General features: G+C 39.1%; 14 protein-coding genes and 1 other RNA gene. 13 read left to right on the forward strand and 2 right to left on the reverse strand.

The annotated features are described in order from the left end of the window. Positions 1 to 6 precede the first annotated feature (6 nt). Positions 7 to 312: RNase P RNA component class A (gene rnpB / locus HMPREF1528_RS11955), an RNA gene on the forward strand. 72 nt (positions 313 to 384) lie between these two features. Here rnpB and HMPREF1528_RS05150 read toward each other — a convergent pair. Together HMPREF1528_RS05150 and HMPREF1528_RS05155 are read right to left on the reverse strand one after the other, a co-directional pair. Next, entirely contained in the window at positions 385 to 2,628 is a 2,244-nt protein-coding gene (locus tag HMPREF1528_RS05150; protein WP_016478917.1) for a nitric-oxide reductase large subunit, read from the reverse strand. Positions 2,629 to 2,830: 202 nt separating this feature from the next. Continuing rightward, positions 2,831 to 3,616, reverse strand: coding sequence for an HAD family hydrolase (locus HMPREF1528_RS05155; RefSeq protein ID WP_016478918.1), 786 nt, complete (start codon positions 3,614 to 3,616; stop codon positions 2,831 to 2,833). Positions 3,617 to 4,179: 563 nt separating this feature from the next. Between HMPREF1528_RS05155 and HMPREF1528_RS05160 the strand changes: the two genes are divergently transcribed. The 12 genes from HMPREF1528_RS05160 (at position 4,180) to HMPREF1528_RS12720 (ending at position 21,462) form a co-directional block, all read left to right on the forward strand. Beyond that, the gene (locus tag HMPREF1528_RS05160) at positions 4,180 to 7,227 is read left to right on the forward strand and encodes a SusC/RagA family TonB-linked outer membrane protein (RefSeq protein WP_016478919.1); all 3,048 of its coding nucleotides are present in this window, start codon (positions 4,180 to 4,182) and stop codon (positions 7,225 to 7,227) included. Between the two features lie 30 nt (positions 7,228 to 7,257). Next, positions 7,258 to 8,898 (forward strand): SusD/RagB family nutrient-binding outer membrane lipoprotein, encoded by a 1,641-nt coding sequence (locus tag HMPREF1528_RS05165; RefSeq protein ID WP_009750634.1) that lies wholly within the window; start codon positions 7,258 to 7,260, stop codon positions 8,896 to 8,898. Then, complete coding sequence (locus HMPREF1528_RS05170) at positions 8,868 to 10,271, forward strand: endoglycosidase (RefSeq protein ID WP_034567857.1); 1,404 nt, start codon at positions 8,868 to 8,870, stop codon at positions 10,269 to 10,271. The genes HMPREF1528_RS05165 and HMPREF1528_RS05170 overlap by 31 nt, the downstream gene beginning before the upstream one ends. 3 nt (positions 10,272 to 10,274) lie before the next feature. Beyond that, a complete protein-coding gene (locus tag HMPREF1528_RS05175) occupies positions 10,275 to 11,558 on the forward strand; it encodes a DUF1735 and LamG domain-containing protein (RefSeq protein ID WP_016478921.1) in 1,284 nt (427 codons plus the stop codon). A gap of 13 nt (positions 11,559 to 11,571) precedes the next feature. Beyond that, entirely contained in the window at positions 11,572 to 12,573 is a 1,002-nt protein-coding gene (locus tag HMPREF1528_RS05180; RefSeq protein WP_016478922.1) for a hypothetical protein, read from the forward strand. Positions 12,574 to 12,807: 234 nt separating this feature from the next. Next, on the forward strand, positions 12,808 to 13,089 hold the full coding sequence (locus HMPREF1528_RS05185; protein WP_034567891.1) for a hypothetical protein: 282 nt from the start codon (positions 12,808 to 12,810) through the stop codon (positions 13,087 to 13,089). A gap of 92 nt (positions 13,090 to 13,181) precedes the next feature. Further along, on the forward strand, positions 13,182 to 15,524 hold the full coding sequence (locus HMPREF1528_RS05190; protein WP_016478924.1) for a TonB-dependent receptor: 2,343 nt from the start codon (positions 13,182 to 13,184) through the stop codon (positions 15,522 to 15,524). Between the two features lie 11 nt (positions 15,525 to 15,535). Further along, positions 15,536 to 16,276, forward strand: coding sequence for a hypothetical protein (locus HMPREF1528_RS05195; RefSeq protein WP_016478925.1), 741 nt, complete (start codon positions 15,536 to 15,538; stop codon positions 16,274 to 16,276). A gap of 101 nt (positions 16,277 to 16,377) precedes the next feature. Next, the gene (locus tag HMPREF1528_RS05200) at positions 16,378 to 17,316 is read left to right on the forward strand and encodes a hypothetical protein (protein WP_016478926.1); all 939 of its coding nucleotides are present in this window, start codon (positions 16,378 to 16,380) and stop codon (positions 17,314 to 17,316) included. Positions 17,317 to 17,773: 457 nt separating this feature from the next. Then, positions 17,774 to 19,399: an L-glutamate gamma-semialdehyde dehydrogenase gene (gene pruA / locus HMPREF1528_RS05205; protein ID WP_016478927.1), complete on the forward strand. Its 1,626-nt coding sequence runs from the start codon at positions 17,774 to 17,776 to the stop codon at positions 19,397 to 19,399. Positions 19,400 to 19,582: 183 nt separating this feature from the next. Then, the gene (locus HMPREF1528_RS05210; RefSeq protein ID WP_009417499.1) at positions 19,583 to 21,262 is read left to right on the forward strand and encodes a putative transporter; all 1,680 of its coding nucleotides are present in this window, start codon (positions 19,583 to 19,585) and stop codon (positions 21,260 to 21,262) included. 47 nt (positions 21,263 to 21,309) lie between these two features. Beyond that, positions 21,310 to 21,462 carry a hypothetical protein gene (locus HMPREF1528_RS12720; RefSeq protein ID WP_016478928.1) on the forward strand — a complete coding sequence of 51 codons (153 nt, stop codon included), beginning with the start codon at positions 21,310 to 21,312 and terminating at the stop codon, positions 21,460 to 21,462. Positions 21,463 to 21,469 lie beyond the last annotated feature (7 nt).

A 21,469-nucleotide genomic window follows, 5' to 3' on the forward strand; every position in this document is an offset into this window, starting at 1 on the left:
ATAAAAAGAGCAAATCAGCTTATCGCTACGAAAGTAGAGGAAAGTCTGGACACCACAGAGCATCATAGCGGGTAACACCCGTCCGCCGTGAGGCGAGGACAAGTGCAACAGAAAGAATGTATGGGTAATGCCATAGTGAAATCAGGTAAACTCTATGAGGTGCAACGTCGCGTAAACCAGCGTTTGAGGGTTGCTCGCCCGATGTTGGAGGGTAGGCGGTTAGAGCTAATGAGCAATCATTAACCGAGATAAATGATAAGCACCTGCTCGGTAAGAGTAGGTACAGAATCCGGCTTATGATTTGCTCTTTTTTATATCCAAAAAGCCAAAGGGCTGTCCTCAAAAGAGGACAGCCCTTTGGCTTTTTCAGGTTTATTTTGTAAATTATCGCTTGTCTCTTAATGACCAACCGGTTTTAAGTCCAATGATGAAGTATACCAATAACAATTCACCTATTGCTAAGAGTATATCACCTGGAACGCGTAACCAACGTATGGTTTGCATCAAATCGGTGTGCATAAACTCCTCAGAACGCGCTGACCAATAGCCGTTTTGAATAGCTTCTACTGCTTGCATAATACCTATAGGAAGTAAGCTTCCTACCAACATCACAAGCAACCCTATATTTATCAACCAGAATGCCCAACCAAGAATCTTGTTATTCCAGTGACGATCAGGATACAAACCGCGAAGCACAAACAAAATAAGTCCAATACCAAGGATACCATATACCCCAAAGAGGGCTGCGTGTCCGTGAACTGCCGTAGTGTTCAATCCTTGAATGTAGTACAAGGCAATAGGCGGGTTAATGGCAAAACCAAAGATACCTGCCCCAAGGAAGTTCCAGAAACACATCGCAATAAAGCAATAGATAGGCCATTTGTAGGCTTTTATCCACTCAGTAGATTTAGAAATCTTGTAGTTGTGATAAGCCTCATATCCTATGAGTACCAAAGGCACAATCTCCAAAGCACTAAAAGTAGCTCCTAAGGCTAACACACCGGTAGGGGTAGCACTAAAATACAAGTGGTGGAATGTACCCAATATACCACCTGCTAAGAATATAATGGTAGAGAACAATACTGAGGCACTCGCCACTTTCAAGCGTAACAAGCCCATACGTGAGAACAAGAAAGCAGCCACTACGGTAGCAAATACTTCAAAGAAGCCTTCTACCCAAAGGTGAACTACCCACCAACGCCAATATTCAGCAATAGCCATATGTGTTTGGCGACCGTACATCAAGCCTGCTCCATAGAAAGCTGCAATAGCAATAGAGGCTAACACAAAAAGCAATAACAAATGGCGGTTTTCGTCTTTTTTACGCAAAGCAGGTAATAAAGCCCTTACCATCAAGAACAACCACAAGAATAAGCCTACAAGCAATAGTATTTGCCAAAAACGACCCAATTCTAGATATTCATAACCTTGATGTCCAAAGTAGAAGTTTTCTACTAAGCCTAATTTTTGCATCACGCCAAACCATTGTCCTGCCAAAGAACCTAACACTACTATCAGTAGGGCAATAAAGAGTATATTTACCCCCAATTTTTGATATTTAGGCTCGTGTCCTGATACCGCAGGAGCTATGTAAAGCCCTGTAGCCAGCCAAGAGGTTGCTATCCAGAAAATAGCCAACTGTACGTGCCAGCTACGCGAAATAGCCTGTGGAAATATCATATCAAGCGGAATACCAAAGAAACCTCCTCCTTCTACACCATAGTGCGCTGTAATCACTCCTGCCACCATCTGTACCAAGATAAGTAACGATACTATCCAAATATATTTAAGGGTAGCTTTCATTGAAGGTGTAGGTTTCATACCGCGCATTGGGTCTTCCGCAGGAAGATGTTCATTTTCTTCTTCCTCTTTGTTGCTTGCGTGATAATACACCAAGAGTCCCACCCCGAAAAGCAACATTAGCACACTGAACCCTGACCACATTTGTAGTGAAGTCGAGGGGTGATTGCCTATCACAGGGTCATAAGGCCAGTTATTGGTATAGGTTACATCGCTATTAGGGCGATTAGTGCTACATACCCAAGAAGTCCACGTAAAGAATGCATTCATCTGTTGCATACGCACAGGGTCTTTGATAGCATTCTTCGGAATCGCGTAATGAGTGCGCGTTTCACTTAGCGAAGGGTCGTCCATAAAGAGTTTGGTGTAATACGCAGCCAACTCTTTAGCCACCTGAGCACGCTCTGGCGAGAAGGTAATCACACCTGTTTCTTGGTTAAAGGTGTTCGTACGCAACTCTTTGCGCAACTGCACTTGGTACTTCGCTTGCTCATCTTCAGGCAGGTCTTTGTACACCTTACCGTCTTTCTGAGCAAAAAGCTCTAATAGCAATACCGATTCGCGGTGTAGATAATCAGCATTCCAGTCGGGTGCTATATAAGCGCCGTGTCCCCAGATACTACCTACGGTTTGACCGCCCATCGATTGCCAAACATTCTGACCATCTTTAATGTCTTGCCCTTCATAGAGCACTTCCCCATTGGTCGTTACAATCTTTTCGGGGAAAGGAGGTGCTGTACGGTATATTTCTACACCGAAGAGAATCAGCACAAGGAATGAAGCAGCTACTGTTGCCCCAAGCCAAATCCATAATTTCTTAGCTGTCATAAATAAAATATATTAGTGTTTTTGTAATTTCTGGGTGCAAAGATATAAAAGATAATTATATCTTATATATCTTTTGTATTATTTTTTTGCGCCCAATTTTAAAGTTTTCTCCCAAAAAAGAAGGTTACCTATTGAAAATCAACAGGTAACCTTTCCTATTTTTTTATGAGTTTTGTACTCCTTCTTTTCTGCTATTCTTCTTTTATTTTATCAAATGCTGTATAGTTTTCACTACCCCCGCCTCGTTATTATCGTATTCAGTCACGTAATTAGCAATAGCTTTCAAAGCCTCTTGGGCATTCTTCATCGCGTAACTCATCTCAGCGGTTTGTATCATTTCCACATCGTTCATATGGTCGCCAAAAACCACTGTTTCCGATGGCAAGACCCCTAATTTTTCTTGCAGACGTCTTACCGCCACCCCTTTATTCACATCACTTCGGGTAATATCAAGCCATATCTCACCTGAGACCACCACATTAAAATCATTCTCATACTTTTTCAAAAGAGGATAGCTATTGATCCTTGAAATTCCTTCATCACAAATAGTTATCTTAAAGATGTCATCATTCACTTCCGAAAAGTTCATCACCTTTGTATGAGCGGGATAATGTCTGGCTATTTCATCAAAAATAGTAACACTATCCGTCTTAATGTAGGCATTCTCTCTTCCACAAAGCGCTACCCCTATCTGCCCAATCTGTTCACAAGTTTCCAATATGGGGCGAATACCATTAGGGTTCAAAGGGTTTTCAAAAAGCGTCTTCCCTTTGCATATTAGCGAAGCTCCGTTATCAGGAGCAAAAGCTATCTCGTCTTTAATAGGTGCAAAAAGCTCGTGCAAACTCTGTATTTGTCGTCCACTCGCCACGCAAAAATTAATTCTACGGGCTCGTATCTCCTTAAAAACTTCCCAAAAACTCTCAGGTACTTCCTTCTGATTATTCACCAAAGTACCATCAATATCCGTTACAATAAGTTTTATCATACATTCTAATTTTCGGCAAATATACAAAATTATTCACACATATTGTTCAAATATGGTTCTCATATATCTCAACCACCTCTTCACTTCCGTTTTAATTCGTTTTATTACCCTCAAAACCACCTCTTTTTCTCATCTTTTAACCACTCACTTTCAAATACTTACACACCCTTTCTATACCAATCGTCCAAGATTCGTATAAGCTCTCTATAAGCTAACCACACCCATCTAATAGCCTTTTTTCATCAAAAACCCTCCCTCCCCTCTTCCGAACTTCTCCGATATCTTCCGAAGGCTCCACACCCTTCTGAACTGTTCGCCCCCTAAGGCATAACACCACTCTTTACATCAAACTGACATTAATTAATATCAATATCATTAAAAAAAAATCACATCACAACTTTAAGATTTCACAAAGAATATCCTGCAAATCTATAAAGTTATAGAATATTTTTATTATTTTTAAAAAATATTCATTTTTATCTTTGACGTTATTAAAAACATTTTGTACTTTTGCCCCCAATTGTGAAATACATCTTGAAGTATTAATTTTTTTATACTATTCTATGAACAAAAGATTTTTTATAGCAGTGCTTTTAACAATTTATGGCAGTATTTTGTTAGCACAGGAAAAAACAGTTTCAGGGAAGGTTACCGATGAAGGAGGTATTCCTCTCCCTGGTGTAACGGTTGTTGTGAAAGCTACAACGCGTGGTATGGCAACGGATATGGATGGTAAGTACTCTATCCAAGTGAAAGAAGGAGCTACTATCGAATTTAGTTCTGTTGGTTTTATTTCTCAAAGTAAAAAAATACCTACAGGAGGTGGAAAAACATTTACTCTAAACATTATCTTAAAAGAAGAAACTCAACAACTCGGTGAAGTAGTAGTAACGGCTTTGGGTATCAAAAGGCAAGAAAAAGCACTGAGTTACAACGTTCAACAGGTGAAAGCGGAAGAACTCACCAAAGTAAAAGATGCTAACTTCGTGAATAATCTCAACGGTAAAGTAGCGGGGGTAAATATCCAACGTAGTGCATCAGGAGTAGGAGGTGCTACCAAAGTGATTATGCGTGGCGCAAAATCTATCACAGGTAGTAACAATGCTCTTTATGTAGTAGATGGCATTCCCCTCAACAATGCTTCTTCTGCCTCTGATGGCGGTGACAACGGTATCGTAGGAGGAGGAGAAAGTATTTCAGACTTCAATCCCGAAGATATTGAAAGTATCAACGTACTTACAGGACCTTCTGCAGCTGCCCTTTATGGAGCCGCAGCTGCCAATGGAGTAGTGATTATCAACACAAAAAAAGGAAAAGAAGGTAAAGTAGCAGTAAACTTCAACTCAAAAGTAGAAGTACTTACTCCTTTTATTACACCTGAGTTCCAAAACACCTACGGCAGTAGTGGAGAAACCAGCTGGGGACCTAAACTTGCAACTCCTTCTACCTATGACCCTCTAAAATTTTTCCACACAGGGATAGTACATAACAATGCAGTAGATTTTTCACTAGGATCAGCACAAAATCAAACCTTTGTATCATTCGCTTCTACTGATTCTAAAGGAATTATCCCTACCAATGGCTATTATCGCCATAACTTTATGGGACGCAATACAAGTCATTTTTTTAATAACAAATTACATTTCGATTTCTCGGCGAGCTATATTTTGCAAGGTAATCAAAATATGTATTCGCAAGGAGGCTGGTTTAACCCTCTGACCTCTTTATACCTTTTCCCACGCGGGGATAACTTTGACGAACTAAAAGCGTGGGAGCGCTGGAATCCTTCTCGCAAAATTCACGAACAATATTACCCCTACGTAGGTAATGTATCTAATGGTGTAGTAAAAGAAAATCCTTATTGGAATATATATCGCCAACTCTTCTTTGAAAAAAGAAAACGCAATATGTATTCAGCTTCACTTACTTACGATGTACTCTCTTGGTTAAACATCAGCGGGCGTGTACGTATTGACAACACACAAGGAGAAGGCGAAATGCGAGCTTATGCTACCTCCGACCCAAGTACAGGAGTAGGAAAACGTGGGGAATGGCGCTACACTATGCGTACTATTAACCAAACTTATGCCGATATAATGCTGAACATCAATAAGAACTTTGGTAAATATGTAGACCACGACGGTAACGACCGCAAACTCTTCAACATCACTGCCAACATAGGTTCTTCTTATGACGACAACCTTAATAAAACCGCAGGATTCCGCGGAAATCTTCACACTATTTCCAACTTCTTTGCAGCAAGTAATTTAGACCCTCGCGGAGGAAAAGTACAAACCCATAGTCATACACGTAATATAGCTGTTTTTGGTAGTACTGAGTTAGGGTGGAAAAGTCGCTTATTTCTTACTCTCACAGGGCGTACAGACTGGGCATCGCAACTCGTCAATACCAAAGATGAAGCTATTTTCTATCCTTCAGTAGGACTCTCAGGCGTCATTTCAGAATTTGTAAAAATGCCCGAGTGGCTGTCCTATTTAAAGGTGCGCGGTTCATATACCGAAGTAGGTTCTCCTATTTCACAAGAAGGCTTTACACCAGGTACCCGTACTTTTGGATTTAGTGGCACAGGCATTAGTCCTGATAGAGATTATCCTTTCCCTGACTTTACTGCTGAGCGTACCAAATCTTATGAAATAGGTATGAATGCTAAACTCTTAAAAAATGCTCTCAGTTTGGATGTTACTCTATATAAATCAAATACCTATAACCAACTTTTGTCATATGACTTACCAGAGTCTAGTGGTTATAAACGTTTATGGCTACAAGCAGGTAATATTGAAAATAAGGGAATTGAAGCAGGTTTAGGTTTTAACCAATCTTTTGGAAAATTAGATTGGAGTAGCCATATTACTTTCACACGCAACGTCAACCTCGTAAAGGAATTAGTGCATAACTACCGCAACCCTATCGACGGATCTCACTTCAGTATCACTAAAGTAGGAGGTATACGCGAAGGAGGATCTATGACCGATGTGATTACTGATAAACTCCTCAAACGTGGTGCCGACGGTAAATTAGTAGATTCTGGTAAAGGTACTTACGAAATTGATAATACCCGTGAGTATCTCATAGGTAACACAGCTCCTGATTTTACAATGGGTTGGCGAAACAGTTTTACTTTTATGAAAAATCTATCACTTGATGTAATGATTTATGGTCGCTTTGGTGGCATTGTGCAATCACGTACTCAAGCGTGGCTTGACCAATATGGTGTATCAAAAGCTACTGCCGATGCTCGCGACAGAGGTGGCGTAATGATAGACGGACAGCTATACGATGCCAAAAAATACTATGAGACCATTGCTAACGGAGGAGTGAGCTTGCCCGCTTACTATAGCTACGATGCTACCAATATACGCATTCAGGAGTTATCACTAACCTACCGTTTACCATTAAATGAAATAAACAAAATGAAATGGCTTAAATCGCTAAGTATGTCAGTAACAGGTTACAATTTAGCAATGTTATATCTCAGAGCTCCTTTTGATCCTGAATCAACTGTAAATACAAGAGGATATAGCAATACTGCAGATTTTTTCAGAATGCCCTCTTTACGAAGTTTGGGTATTTCTATTAAGGCAGCATTATAAAAATTATTATCAATTAAAAAATATAAACCAATGAAAAAGATAATATATATCAGTATTTTATCACTCTTCATCTTCTCTTGTACCAAAGATTTTGAGGAGATAAATACTAATCCCACCAACCCCACTAAAAAGTTAGCTGAACGTGATGGGGTAAATGTAGCAGGTTATTTAGGTACTATTCAGAATCAAATTATTCCTACTCGCGCTGTGAATGGAACAAATCTCTACCAAACTTCCATCAATATGATGGGAGACAGCTATGTAGGCTATATGGCTCCTCCTATCAATAAATGGAACAACGGTAGAACTATGATTACAGGTTATATGGCTGAATGGTGGATGAACAATAACTATTCTGGTATGTTTAGTAATATCATCTCTTCTTGGCGCGATATCAAAGCCAATACCATCGATGCCGATGCTAATGATGTTACCTATAAAGCTGTATACCAAATGGCGATGATTTGTAAAGTTTTAGGGGTGCTTCGTGCTACTGATATGTTTGGTCCGCTACCTTACTCAAATCAAGGAAAAGGACTTACTAAGGTACCTTATGATTCAGTAGAAGCTATATACAATCAGCTTTTCAAAGAACTTACCGAAGCTACTACCTATCTAAAAGAATTCAAACAAAGCTATAGTTTGCCAGAAAGTATACGCGAAAATGACTTTTTCTATGGAGGTGATTTAAATAAATGGATTAAGTTTGCTAACTCTATTAGGCTCCGTATGGCTGTGCGTATCAGATATGTAGCACAAGACAAAGCTAAAGAGGAAGCTCAAAAAGCCTTAGACGGAGGAGTAATGGAAGACGTTACTGATATGGCAAAACTTCAAACGAATGAACGCCTCATCATCTTAAATTGCTTAGAAATGATAGCCAATAACTATCAAGATACACGTCTTGGAGCTACTATATTGTCTTATCTTAAAGGATATAACGATCCTCGATTGACAGTATACTTTAAACTCAACCCTACTGAAAAACCTGATGGTTATACTAACCAAACACAGTTACAGGGTATTCGTGCAGGATTTATGGGTAAAAAAGATTATTTAGGTTTTGGTTATCCTAACGTTAAAGAAGATGGTCCCACTTTTGTAATGAAAACCTCAGAAGTATATTTCCTAAGAGCAGAGGCAAAACTCTTTGGACTTACTACTGATGCTAAAACAGACCAAGTTCTTTATGAAGAAGGTATTGCTATGAGTTTTAGAGAAAACGGAGTGAACTCTAATGCCTATACTAATAACAATACTGATAAACCAGCTGATTACATAGATCCTATTGACAGTAAATACAATCAAGCAGCCCCTTCATCAGTAACCGTAGCCTATAATGGTACTAATGAAGATAAGTTAGAGAAAATTATCACCCAAAAGTATTTAGCCATTTTCCCCGATGGACACGAAGCGTGGAGTGAGTGGCGCAGAACAGGTTATCCTCGTCAAATCAAGCCTGTAGAATACAATGCTGATGCGATTCACGGTAACACTATAATGTCTACCGATGGGCGTACCAAAGGAGTACGCCGTGCTATCTATCCACAATCAGAATACACAGGTGAAAACAGAGAAAATGTACTAAAAGGTATTCAATTATTGGGAGCTGGCGCCATTGACGACTGTAATACCCACCTATGGTGGGATGCAAACCCCAATACAAGATAATTGCAAATAACAAAAAGATAAGTAATATTAAAAAAATAATTACTATGAAAAGTTTAAATTATATAAAACATATTAGTCTTTGTTTCTTAGGGTTACTAGTAATAAACTGTGTAAAAACAGAGCCTTTAGATATAGAAAAAGATTATAAACAGCAGCTTACACAACGTGCTCAACAAGAACAACAACGCGAAGCTGAAGCCAAAGCCAAAGCTGAAGCTGAGGCACAAAAAAAATGGGAAGCCTACTATAAAATGCTCACTGAATACAAACAAAAAGCGTGGGCTAATACAGGCGAAAAACCTTTTATTTATATGTGGTGGACAGGCTGGCGTGCCGCTGATGGACTCGAACGTACGTGGTTACAATCTATTCCTGATACTACCACTGCCATTTCTCTATGGGGAGGTTATGGTAAACAACCCGCTGATATGACTGATAACGAGAAATACGACTTGGAGGTATTTCACAAAAAGGGTAGCAAAATCTTTTTGTGTTGGCAAGTATCCAATGTAGGACAAGGATTACCTAATGAAGGAAATAAATCAGGTTTTACCCTTTTCAGAGAAAAATATGGCGAAGAGAAAGATTCTGATAACGAAACCTATCGCTGCCAAATCTACGCCCGTGAATTAGCCCGTTATATTATTGCTTGTGGTTTAGATGGCTTTGATATTGACTGGGAGCCTACTATTGGTAATCATAACTACTACAGTTATAATGAATTTGCTTCTGGTTCTTCTACCAATGGTTATCAAAAGAATATGGATACTTTTATTCGAGAAATAGGTAAATATTTTGGTGAAAAATATTCAGGAGAACAACGCAAGCAGTATTTGCGCGAACTCTTCGATGAAAACCACACAGGTTATCACCAAAAAGAAAAAGAATATATCAAAGCTTACAAACCATTTTTTGAAAAAGGAAATTATGCAGAGAAAAAATACTGTTTGTTATTTGATGGACAATATGAAAAACTTATCAATACAGATGATGTAGATAGCTATATTAGCAAATATATTATGCAAGATTATGGAGATACAAGGGTAGATAAACCTTTTACAAGTAATCCTCACAAAAGTGTTTCCACCTCTGAATTTGAAAAAGGAAGCTACCTTTCTATAATTGTAAAAGCAAAAGCAACAAAAATAGGAAAAGTGGGAGGGGTAGGTTCTTACCACGGCGAGCTTGACTACTCCTTTTCTGCCGAAAGTTCCCTTTTTAAAGGATATATGGAAAGTAATAAAATTAGCGGTCGCAAATACAAACATTACGCTTGGTTGCGTGAGGCAATCCGTATTATAGACCCGCGCTCCAACGAGGAGTATAAAGATTTTAAAGAAGAAATCACCATCAATAAACCTAATAAAAAGTAAGCTATGAAAAAGATTTTAATACTAACAATTGGGGTACTTACTGTTATAGCTTGTGAAAAACTACCTAATACCTCAGGGGTTACTCCTCAAAAAGTAGTTCTATTTGACAATGCCGCTGTTTCTACCATAAAGGTTAAAGACGATAGTGGTAGTGAAAAAGCCACCGAAATAAAAGTCCGCTTAGCTAACCCTGTATCACAAGATACTTACTACCAAGTAACCCTCGATGCCACAGTGATAGATAACTATAATCAGGCTAATAAGGTGGATTATGAATTGTTACCTGCTAATGTGATAGAAATGAGTTATACAGGTAATGGTACTCCTCAAACAGGCAATAGTTTTAAAGTACTTATTCCTAAGGGACAACAGGTCTCCACTGGCAAATTGCAATTTAACATCAAAGCTTTAAAAGATGCACAAGGCAATAAATTATCAGGAGCTAATAACTATGCTGTAGCTGTGCGTTTACACCCTCTTGATGGCAACATCATAGCCCAAGGGGATAGAAAAACCGCTTTATTTTTATTGAATCGTTCATTTAAAACCAAAGTAGCACATCTAAGAAACAGAGCTTTCCACGCTATCTATGGTAAAAATACAGGTAAACAAGAAAGTGGTAAAACATATGAAAAAGATGTAAAACTCACCGCTTGGACAATGCAGTATTCTATTGCTCCTGTAAATGCATCAAATAATGCAGGTTTGATGTACCCCAATGGTCGTGCTGATTCTAATTCAGCTCTATACAATGTGTTATATGGTGGTTCTTTTACTATAATGAATAGCGGTTTGAAATTAGGTTTTAATACTCCCAAGGGTACAGGATTTAAATTTAATGCTGTGAGTGGTACTCCTACTGCCGACAAATGGTATCACATAGCAGTAGTATACGAAGAAAACAACGATAGCCCTTACTTGAAAATTTATGTAAATGGAGAATTGATGTTTGATTCTGTTGCTCCTGCTAAAATACATGATTTTCCTATTCTTTGCTTTGGTAATGGCAATCTCAATGCCTATGTGCGCGAAATGCGTTTGTGGAGTAAAGCCCTTACACAAGGACAGGTAGTTGCAACTCAAAACTTCGTAAAACCTGATAGTGAAGGTTTAGAACTCTATGTCCCCTATAACGAAGACCCTTGGGAAACAGAAGACAATGAAAAAGTAATTAAAAATGCTTCTACTAACCCTCATAAAAAAATGCCTGAAAAATGGTATGTACATAAAATAGGTGTAGAAGAAAAATTACCTACCGTTGATTATAATACAGAAGTAGAATTTTAAAAAAGCTAAAACAATGAAAAGAATATATTTATTAGGGGCACTACTTACAGCTGTTTTAGCTATAAGTTGTACCCCCGACACCAAAGAACTTGATGTACTAAAAGAACCTGCACCCACTGTCCCACAAGTGAGTAACCCTCCTGTTGATCTTTCTAAAACCTTAGTTATCTTTTCGCCTAACGAAACAATAGAAAAGATATTTAGAGATCCTACCTCCAAGACTATCAGTGCTACCACTTTCACTTTCACCCCTAAGTTTGCCAAACGTGCCTTACAAAACGGTGAAGTAATTAATCTAAAAATTGAAACCGAAAAAGTGGGCTATGAGCGTAGTCTCCCTGAGGGATCTTTCACCATTGAAAAAGCTGAATTGAGCTCTGGTACAGTTTCTGAAACTTTTAAGGTAACGCTTAAACCCTATGCCTTTAAAGATTTGGACATCACCAAGGAATATACTTTACGTTTCCGTGTGAAAGTAACTAGTACTACTCCTACTGATTTGCCCGTAGCCACTTCTGACCAAGATTCAGCATATCGTATTAAAATTAGTTTTACAGAAGAAGAGTACCCGCAAGGAGATAATATAGAACTAATAAATGCTGATACTATTGATGACGACAAAAAATTGGATAGTAATAAATATACTTTTGATTCTAATTATAAGTCTGATAGATTAGGAGCTCTTAAAGATGAAAATTATAACACAAATTGGTGGATTAATACTGAAGAAGAAGTATATTTAAAAACAACTTTCACAGAAGAAACAACAGTAAGAGGAGTTATCATTGTACAAAATCAAAGATGGGCAGAAAATAAAACTATTGGGGGAGTAGATATATATGCAACTCCTGATAATATAAAGGAATATTTGCAAGGTACTTACACACGTGATGAACACAGAAAAAAACTTTGTATAAAGTTCAAAGTTCCTATCAAAGTAAGAACATTAACGTTTAAAAACTTTAAAAAATATAATAATCAGTACATTGATGTTTATGAAGTAGAGTTTTTTTAAAAAGTAACCTTTATTGATTATTAATTTTTCTAAAAAACAATGCTTGTTTTTTTAGTAAGCCATAGTAGAAATCTTTTCTACTATGGCTTTTTATTAGTAAGAATTTGTTCAAACTAAAATTTATCGCTCTATTATATTTTGCAATTCATAATTATTTTGTAATTTTGCATCTTGAAAACTATGAAAAGACAATCGTTACACACGCGCATCTTCGCCTTTCTGCTACTGTTTTGTATGCTGAAAGTAGCCTTTCCGGTGGGTGAATTCTTTCATAATCACCACACTCAGGAAGAGTTATGTGCTATAGCTACCGGCGATAAGTGTCATCACAACGCTCACCTTTCAGCGGTAGACACTCATCACGATTGTATTTTTGTACAACTGCATCAATTCTTTGCTCCTTCATTTTTTATCTATCAATTCTTAGAGCAAAGTGCAACAGCAGTATTCTTCTTTATCGAAAAAGGCTTTCCTGAAAACGCCTTTACTATCTTTTCAAGAGGTCCTCCGATGTAATTAGCTGATGAGTTAATTAGTAAATGAGGAATCATTCCTCTTCTTACCCAGCTTGCTAATTTCCAAATTCCCAAAATTTTCAAATTGATTTTATGCAAAAGATATTCAGTCTTCTGCTACTCAGTTGTGCATTCTCGCTATATGCGCAAGAAACCTTGCAACTGCAAATAGAAGACACTCAAAAACTACCCTTAGGCAATGCGGTAGTGCATTTCGTTGGAAAGCACTTTATAAGCGATGCCGATGGGAAGGTAACGATAAAAAAACTCAGCAAGGGCTCTTACCCTATCAAAATAACCTATTTAGGTTATCACGATTACGAAAGTACTGTCATCATTCCACACTCACAACCTCTTGTGATTGTAATGAAAGAAGCAGTGAGCGTACTCGAAGGGACTACCGTATCAGGGCATACAACTCAGCAGTATGTGAGAGGCTTAATCCCATCTATCATATCCATTTCGCTCAAAAGAAATAGCTTGATAGATAAACAAGGTGACGATTTAGCCAAAGTGCTCACCTCTATATCGGGAGTATCGATGATACAAACAGGCGCAACTATTGCCAAACCGGTAATTCACGGCTTGCACAGCAATCGTATCTTGATACTCAACAACGAAGTGCGCCAAGAGGGACAACAATGGGGCGCCGACCACGCTCCCGAAATCGACCCTTTGGTAGCCGACCAAATAACGGTGGTAAAAGGTGCTGAATCGGTGCGTTATGGTTCTGATGCCTTAGGTGGAGTGATTCTCATAGAACAAAAAAAACTCCCTTATAGCGACGGTCTGCACGCCAACTTAGCTTCTTCGTTTGGCTCTAACGGACGCAAATTGAGTACTACGTTAAAAGTCGAAAGTTCAGTCCCCGAGTTACCTTCTTGGGCGTGGCGTGTACAAGGAACTTTAAAACGTTCAGGCGACATCAGTACAGCTAATTACCTACTGAATAACACTGCTGCTCGTGAAGCCAATTTCTCAGTAGCAACAGGCGTTCAGAAGGAAAAAGGTACTGCCGAAATATTTTACAGTAGGTATGAGAACGAAAGCAGTGTGTTCTACGGTTCGCATATTGGGAATTTAGACGATTTGCTCGCTCGGTTCGAAATTGGAAGACCGCTTACCACCTATCCGTTTTCGTATAGCATCAATGCGCCCAAGCAAAAAGTAGTGCACCACCTGTTAAAAGGTAAAGCGTTCTATTTCTTGCCCTTCGGAGGAAAACTCACCGCACAATACGCTTTTCAGAAAGATATTCGTCAGGAGTTCAGTGTTCGCCGAATGGACAGAACCCGCATCCCAGCCTTAAATATGGAGCTCACTACCCACGCACTCGATGTGTATTGGGAAAACGCTTACAGCAAATGGAAGAGTACCATAGGGGGTAGTTTCAACAAGCAGGACAACTACAACCAACCCGGTACGGGGGTAGTACCTGTAATCCCTAACTATGCCTCTCTTAGTTATGGTGCTTTTGCAATACAACGTTTTCAGCGAGATGCTTGGTTATTAGAAGCAGGTGTACGTTACGACTATAAGTACCTCAATGCCGATGGTTACGATATGTACTCACAGCGTTACGGAGGCGAACACAACTTCCATAATTTCACCTATACCTTAGGAGGAACAATGCCTCTTTCACGAGTTTCACAACTGAAATCTAACATAGGCGTGGCGTGGCGTGCTCCTCAGGTGAACGAACTGTACAGTAGCGGACTTCATCACGGCGCAGGCACTTATGATTTAGGTGACGATAAGCTCGAATCAGAAACAGGAGTGAAGTGGGTTACCTCTCTTTTGCTAAACAATGAGAATAAACGTTGGAATGTAAATCTCGACCTTTATATCCAATATATTAAGAATTACATTTACGATTATCCTACCGGCGAAGTGCAAACCCTCTTTTCAGGCGTGTATCCTATCTTTCAGTACACCCAAGCCAATGCGTTTTTTAGAGGCGCTGACCTCGATGCTACTGTTCGTTTGTTAAACAAAAACAGAGTAGCACAAGTAGGCAATCCTACAAGTTTAGACTACCATTTGAAAGCCTCAGTAGTATGGGCTAACGAAGTGAAAACGGGACGTTACTTTCCGTTTATCCCTGCCCCTCGTTTCAGTCAGTCGCTAGAATATAACAAAACGCACCGCAACAGTTTATTGAGCCGTATGAGTGCTAGCATAGGGCATACTTTTGTAGCCAAGCAAACACGCTTTGAGCCCTCACAAGAGTTAGTACCTACTACACCCGATGCCTATCACCTTTTCGAGGCGAGCATAGGAGGTACTTTGGATATAGGCAAACGCCAAACCCTGGACATAAGGTTATCCGCCGAAAACCTTTTTAATACTGAATATAAGGAATACACCAATCGTTTTAGGTACTATGCCCACGATTTGGGTAGAAACGTATATTTAAGAGTAAATTACAATTTTTAAACACTATTAAAATGAAAAAGATATCTTATTATTTAAAAGCTATTAGTCTAATAGCATTAGTATGTTTTACAATGGGTAGCTGTAGTAAAGACAACACTAAACCCACTCCTCCAACCGATGAAACCAAAGACAGAGGGCACGATATGCCCGACAAAGTGCAGTTTATCATTACCAATTTAGGAACTAACGAGGTGCAAGAGCGCACCGCTAACAAATCAGCTAAAGGAATAGTGTATGACATCACCGAACCTATAAAATGGCAAGTGGGACGCGAATACCGTTTCGAGATTGTCTATTACAACAATGGAGCTCGTATGAACCACGAGTTTGTAAGTGCCAAAATGGCTCCTATCCATCAGCACTTCTTTCAGTTATTTCAAGGAGAATATCCTAAAGATGAAGCGGGAAGAACCGCTATGGTAACGGCTATGAACAAAGCAGTAAGCTATGTATATCAAGATACCGACCCCGAAAATGGTACTTACGGCACACAAGGAGTGAATTTGCGCTTGCGCACTTGGGATAAAACCAACCCTGAGCAACGCGACCCTATTGGACTTAAAGGCGTCTTTCACATTAAAGACGAGGCTACCGCAGGTGATTACAAGTTGCGCATCAAGTTAGCACACTTTCTTATTGCTAATAAGCTCAACCCTAAAACTCAAGAAGAGCGCCCATACAACGTAGTGGAGTATTCTAACGCCTTTCAATTAGACTCCGATATGATACTCCCTATACAGATTATTCGTTAGCTGTGTGTATTATGAACTTTGCCAAAATTTTAAACTTTGGCAAAGGTGATACCTCGCTAATACATTATTTACAAAACAATAACTTTTAATATTAAAAAACGATGAAAAGAATATATTATATCTTAAAAATCAGTTTATTTTTACTATTTGTAACAATAACCCTAAATTCTTGCAGTAAGGACAAAGACCCAGAAAACCGTATTATTACAGACCCTACTGAATTTACGTGGAGCAAACTCGAAGTGCGCTTTACCAAAGGGCATTCTCACGGATATTTTCACGGAAACCCCGATTACCCTGTGAAATACCTCAAAACAGTACAACGTTTCTATTTTAATAACATAAATGGAGTGCCTACACCTGCTACCGATAACCCTACTGCTATCCGCTGGGAAGGAACTGATGTAGTGGCTGATAATCACCACGATGAAGATGAGGACGAAGATGCGCTCCACAATCACCAGCACAATGCAGGCGTGAGCTTATACGGTATAGAATTGATTTTTTACGACAAAGACGGCAAGCGTGTAAATGCACAACTGAGCACTGGTGATGCTCCTAATCACTACCAATTCTTCTTTATTGCCAATAATTTCACAGCAGTAGCCAGCAATACAACTGTACCTACCCAAGCTGAAGCACTCGACTACAAATACCGCGATACCAACCCCGAAGAATTGTATATCAAAGGAGGTAGTTTTGATAAAAACCCTAATGCTCCTAAAGGGGAGCTTAGAAAAGAACAGATAGGGTTAAAAGGTTTCTTTGAAGTAAAAAGAACCTATATAAACTTCGATTTGCAAATCGTATTAGGTGTTTTCGCTACCAAGCCCGCAAATCTAGCCTATAATACTGTGCCTGCTAATAAAGTGTTAGATGTAAAAATACCTATACATATCTACACAGACCTTTTGCGAGAAGACAAGACGGTAGAAGATGCAATGCGCGAATTTGGCGTTAGTAAAGCCGAAATAAAAAAAGATCAAGACGACATTATAGCTTCTGATCTTTCTCCTGAAAGCAGTGGTACCTTTTTATAATTTTGTGTATATCACTTAGCAATAATAAAAGAGACTGTTCCTTAAAAAAGAACAGTCTCTTTTTTAAACAATAAGTAAAGCTAATAAAACCAGTTTATACTCGTTTTACTCCTATTACCCTCCATTTATTCTATATCTGTCCGTGTGTTTTGCACCGTTCATTGTTCGTCTTAGATTCGCTCTTCCTTCGAATAAACATTGATATTCAGATACATTTTCCTCCTCAAAACATTTTTCTCTCTTCACTTTTCACTAAAATATCTCAACTTGCTCACAGCATAAAAAGTTATCAAATGAGTTAAAACAATTGTACGAAGTTATAACACACCTTTTACTCTCTACCTTTTATCTTTCACCCGAATTGAGAAATTATCTCATCAAAATTTGCACATTCAAATAATTGTTGTAATTTAGCCGAAATTTTCGAATTGTATCAACAACTAAAAACAACTATACTATGGGAAAAGGATTTTTTAAGGTTCCTAAAGCTACCAACGAACCCGTAAAAAGTTATGCGCCAGGAAGTACTGAGCGTGAGGCTGTACTACAAGCCTATAAAGAATTGTGGAATACTAAAGTAGATGCCCCTCTCTATATTGGAGGTGAAGCCGTACGTACAGGTCAGACAGGTGAAATGCATTCCCCTCACGACCATAAGCACTCATTAGGTGTTTACCACAAAGCGAGCAAAGAACACGTGCAAAAAGCCATTGAAGCAGCGCTAAAGGCGCGTACTCAGTGGGCTAACCTTGCGTGGGAAGAACGCGCTGCTATCTTTTTAAAAGCTGCCGACCTTATTGCAGGTCCTTACCGTGCTAAAATGAACGCTGCTACTATGATAGCACAGTCTAAAACCGTACACCAAGCCGAAATAGATTCTGCTTGCGAGCTGATAGACTTCTTGCGCTTTAATGTGCAGTTTATGGCTAATATCTATAACGACCAACCTAACTCTTCCGAAGGCGTATGGAATCGTGTAGAATACCGTCCGTTGGAAGGTTTTGTATATGCTGTTACACCTTTTAACTTCACCGCCATCTCAGGCAACCTCCCTACCAGTGCTGCCCTTATGGGAAATGTAGTCATTTGGAAGCCTAGTACTTCACAAATATTTTCGGCTGAAATGATAGTAGAAGTCCTCAAAAAAGCAGGTTTACCCGATGGTGTTATCAACGTATTGCACGGCGATGCAGCTATGATTACCGATACTGTTTTAGCAAGCCCTCATTTCGCAGGTATTCATTTTACAGGCTCTACCGAAGTATTCCAAGATATTTGGAAAAAGATAGGTAACAATATTCACCTCTATCGCTCTTATCCTAAAATTGTAGGTGAAACAGGTGGTAAAGACTTTATCATCGCCCACCCAAGTGCTTGCCCTAAACAAGTAGCTACGGCTATTACTCGTGGAGCTTTTGAATATCAAGGACAAAAATGTAGTGCTGCTTCTCGCGTGTACTTACCTAAATCGAAGGCAGACGAAACGCTGAAATTGGTAAAAAAAGATGTCTTATCTTTCAAAATGGGTTCTCCTGAAAACTTTGAAAACTTCATCACTGCGGTAATTCACGAACATTCTTTTGACAAATTAGCTAAATATATAGACCAAGCTAAAAAAGACAAAGATGCCGAGATATTTGTAGGTGGTGGATATGATAAAAGCAAAGGATACTTTATAGAACCTACTGTTATTGTTACTACCAATCCTCATTATACCACTATGGAAACCGAACTTTTCGGACCTGTAGTAACTGTGTATGTATATGATGACTCTAAATGGGAAGAAACCTTGAAACTCGTTGATGAAACTTCAGTTTATGCACTCACAGGAGCTGTATTTGGTACTTGTCGTTATGCGTTAGACGAAGCAGTAAAAGTACTCGAAAACGCAGCGGGTAATTTCTATATCAACGATAAACCTACGGGAGCCGTAGTAGGGCAACAACCTTTCGGTGGTGCACGCGCCTCAGGTACTAACGACAAAGCTGGGTCTGCCCAAAACCTATTGCGCTGGGTATCGCCACGCCTTATCAAAGAAACTTTTGTACCACCAGTAGACTATCGTTATCCATTCTTAGGATAATAAATAAAATTTTAACTTTGCCAAAGTTCTCTGCCCGTGCGGCTCGCACCTTTGGCAAAGTTTCTCTTAAATCTATATAAAAACAGTTCCCTTACGAACACTTGTATTTGTGGATTGTCCCTCTTCGGGGGGTCGGGGGCTTAATTAATCATTAAACACTAAACATTAATCATTAGACATTAAATGGAATGGCTTTGGAACTTGATGACTAACCACGAGAGTGTGGCTTACACTGTGATAGTGTATAGCGTGGTCATCGCAGTAGGAGTTGCTTTAGGAAAAATTAAAATATTTGGCATCTCTTTTGGTATTGCTTGGGTACTTTTCGCAGGTATCGCTATGGCCGAATTAGGATTCACTGTAAACCCCCATATTCAACATTTTGTAAAAGAGTTCGGATTGATTCTGTTCGTCTACACCATCGGACTACAAGTAGGCCCTGGCTTTTTTGCCTCCTTCCAAAAAGAAGGCATCAAATTCAATCTCTTGGCAGTGCTCTCTATTGTGAGTTGTGTACTTACTGTAATTGCTATCCACTACATCACCCAGACCGATATGGGTACCTTGGTAGGTATAATGTCAGGTGCCGTAACCAATACTCCAGGGTTAGGAGCTGCTCAAGCTACTTTAGAAGATGTATTTAAAGGCGACCCAGCTACAATGCCGAACCTCTCTACCGCCTATGCTGTTGCTTATCCTTTTGGGGTGTTAGGAATTATCTTGGTAATGTTAGGGCTCAAAGCCTTCTTAAAAGTGAATTTAGATGTTGAAAAACGTTTAAATTCTGTACGTCACTCTAAAGATCAAGTAGTGATCAATCGATTCGCGATAAAAGTAAGCAATCCTGCCCTCTTTGGTAAAAAATTGAGCGTTATCAAACAAACTCTTGATTTCGACTTTACCATCTCACGTATGTGTAGAAAAGGAGAGATTATATTAGCTAGTGCCGACACACTGATAGAAGAAGGCGATATCGTACTGATAGTAGCTAACCAAAAAGAAAATGAGAAGTTTTTGACCCTAATAGGTGACAGCGTTTCTATTTTGGATTATTTCCCTGATGTAAAAGATATGCGCTATACTTCACGCCGTATCAACGTTACCCAACGTGCTATTTTCACTAAAACTCTTGCAGAGCTCGATGTTCGCAAACGTTTTGGAGTAACCATCACTCGTGTATATCGTGCAGGTATTGAGTTCGTGCCCGCTGCCGATACTAAATTACAGTTTGGTGATACCATTACTGTAATAGGCGATGAATCGCACATACAACTCGTAAGCAAAGAGTTCGGTAATTCTAAACGACGTATGCAAACCCCTCACATAGCCGAGCTCTTTATGGGTATTACTCTTGGTGTATTATTAGGAAGCATTCCGTTTGCTATCCCTGGCATACCTGTACCTGTAAAATTAGGGTTAGCAGGAGGCCCTCTGATTGTTGCCATTCTCATCAGTCGTTATGGCGGTAAATTCTCAGTAACTCACTACGTATCGCAAAGTGCCAACCTGATGGTACGAGAGATAGGTATTGTGCTCTTCCTTGCTAGTGTGGGCTTAGACGCAGGAGCTACTTTTATAGAAACTATTTTGCACGGACAAGGCTTGTACTGGATGTGTTTAGGAGCACTCATTACTCTTATACCACTTATTATTACCTCTTTAGTAGCTCGTTTTAGAGGAAAATTAGATTATTTGGGTATCTGCGGATTACTCTCTGGAGCTTCAACCGACCCGCCAGCTTTGGCTTTTGCTAATGATATGTCGAACTCCGAGATTCCCGCACTCACTTATGCAAGTGTATATCCGCTTACTACATTCTTGCGAATAATGGTAGCACAATTATTGATTGTATTTTTTGTGTGACGTTTCAAAAAAAGTTGTACTTTTGCCCTCTGAAAGAATAAAATATTATGTTTGAAAATATGATGGATTTGGTGGGCAAACTCCAAGAAATCAAGGATTTTTTGATAATTGCCTTAAACAAAACCATTAAGAGTGCTACCGATAAAAATGAAGCTATCTTGGCTGAAGTAGCCAAACAAAGGCTTCCGTTTAACTTTTAAAATATAA

The organism is Capnocytophaga sp. oral taxon 336 str. F0502 (assembly GCF_000411575.1).
Lineage (GTDB): Bacteria > Bacteroidota > Bacteroidia > Flavobacteriales > Flavobacteriaceae > Capnocytophaga > Capnocytophaga ochracea.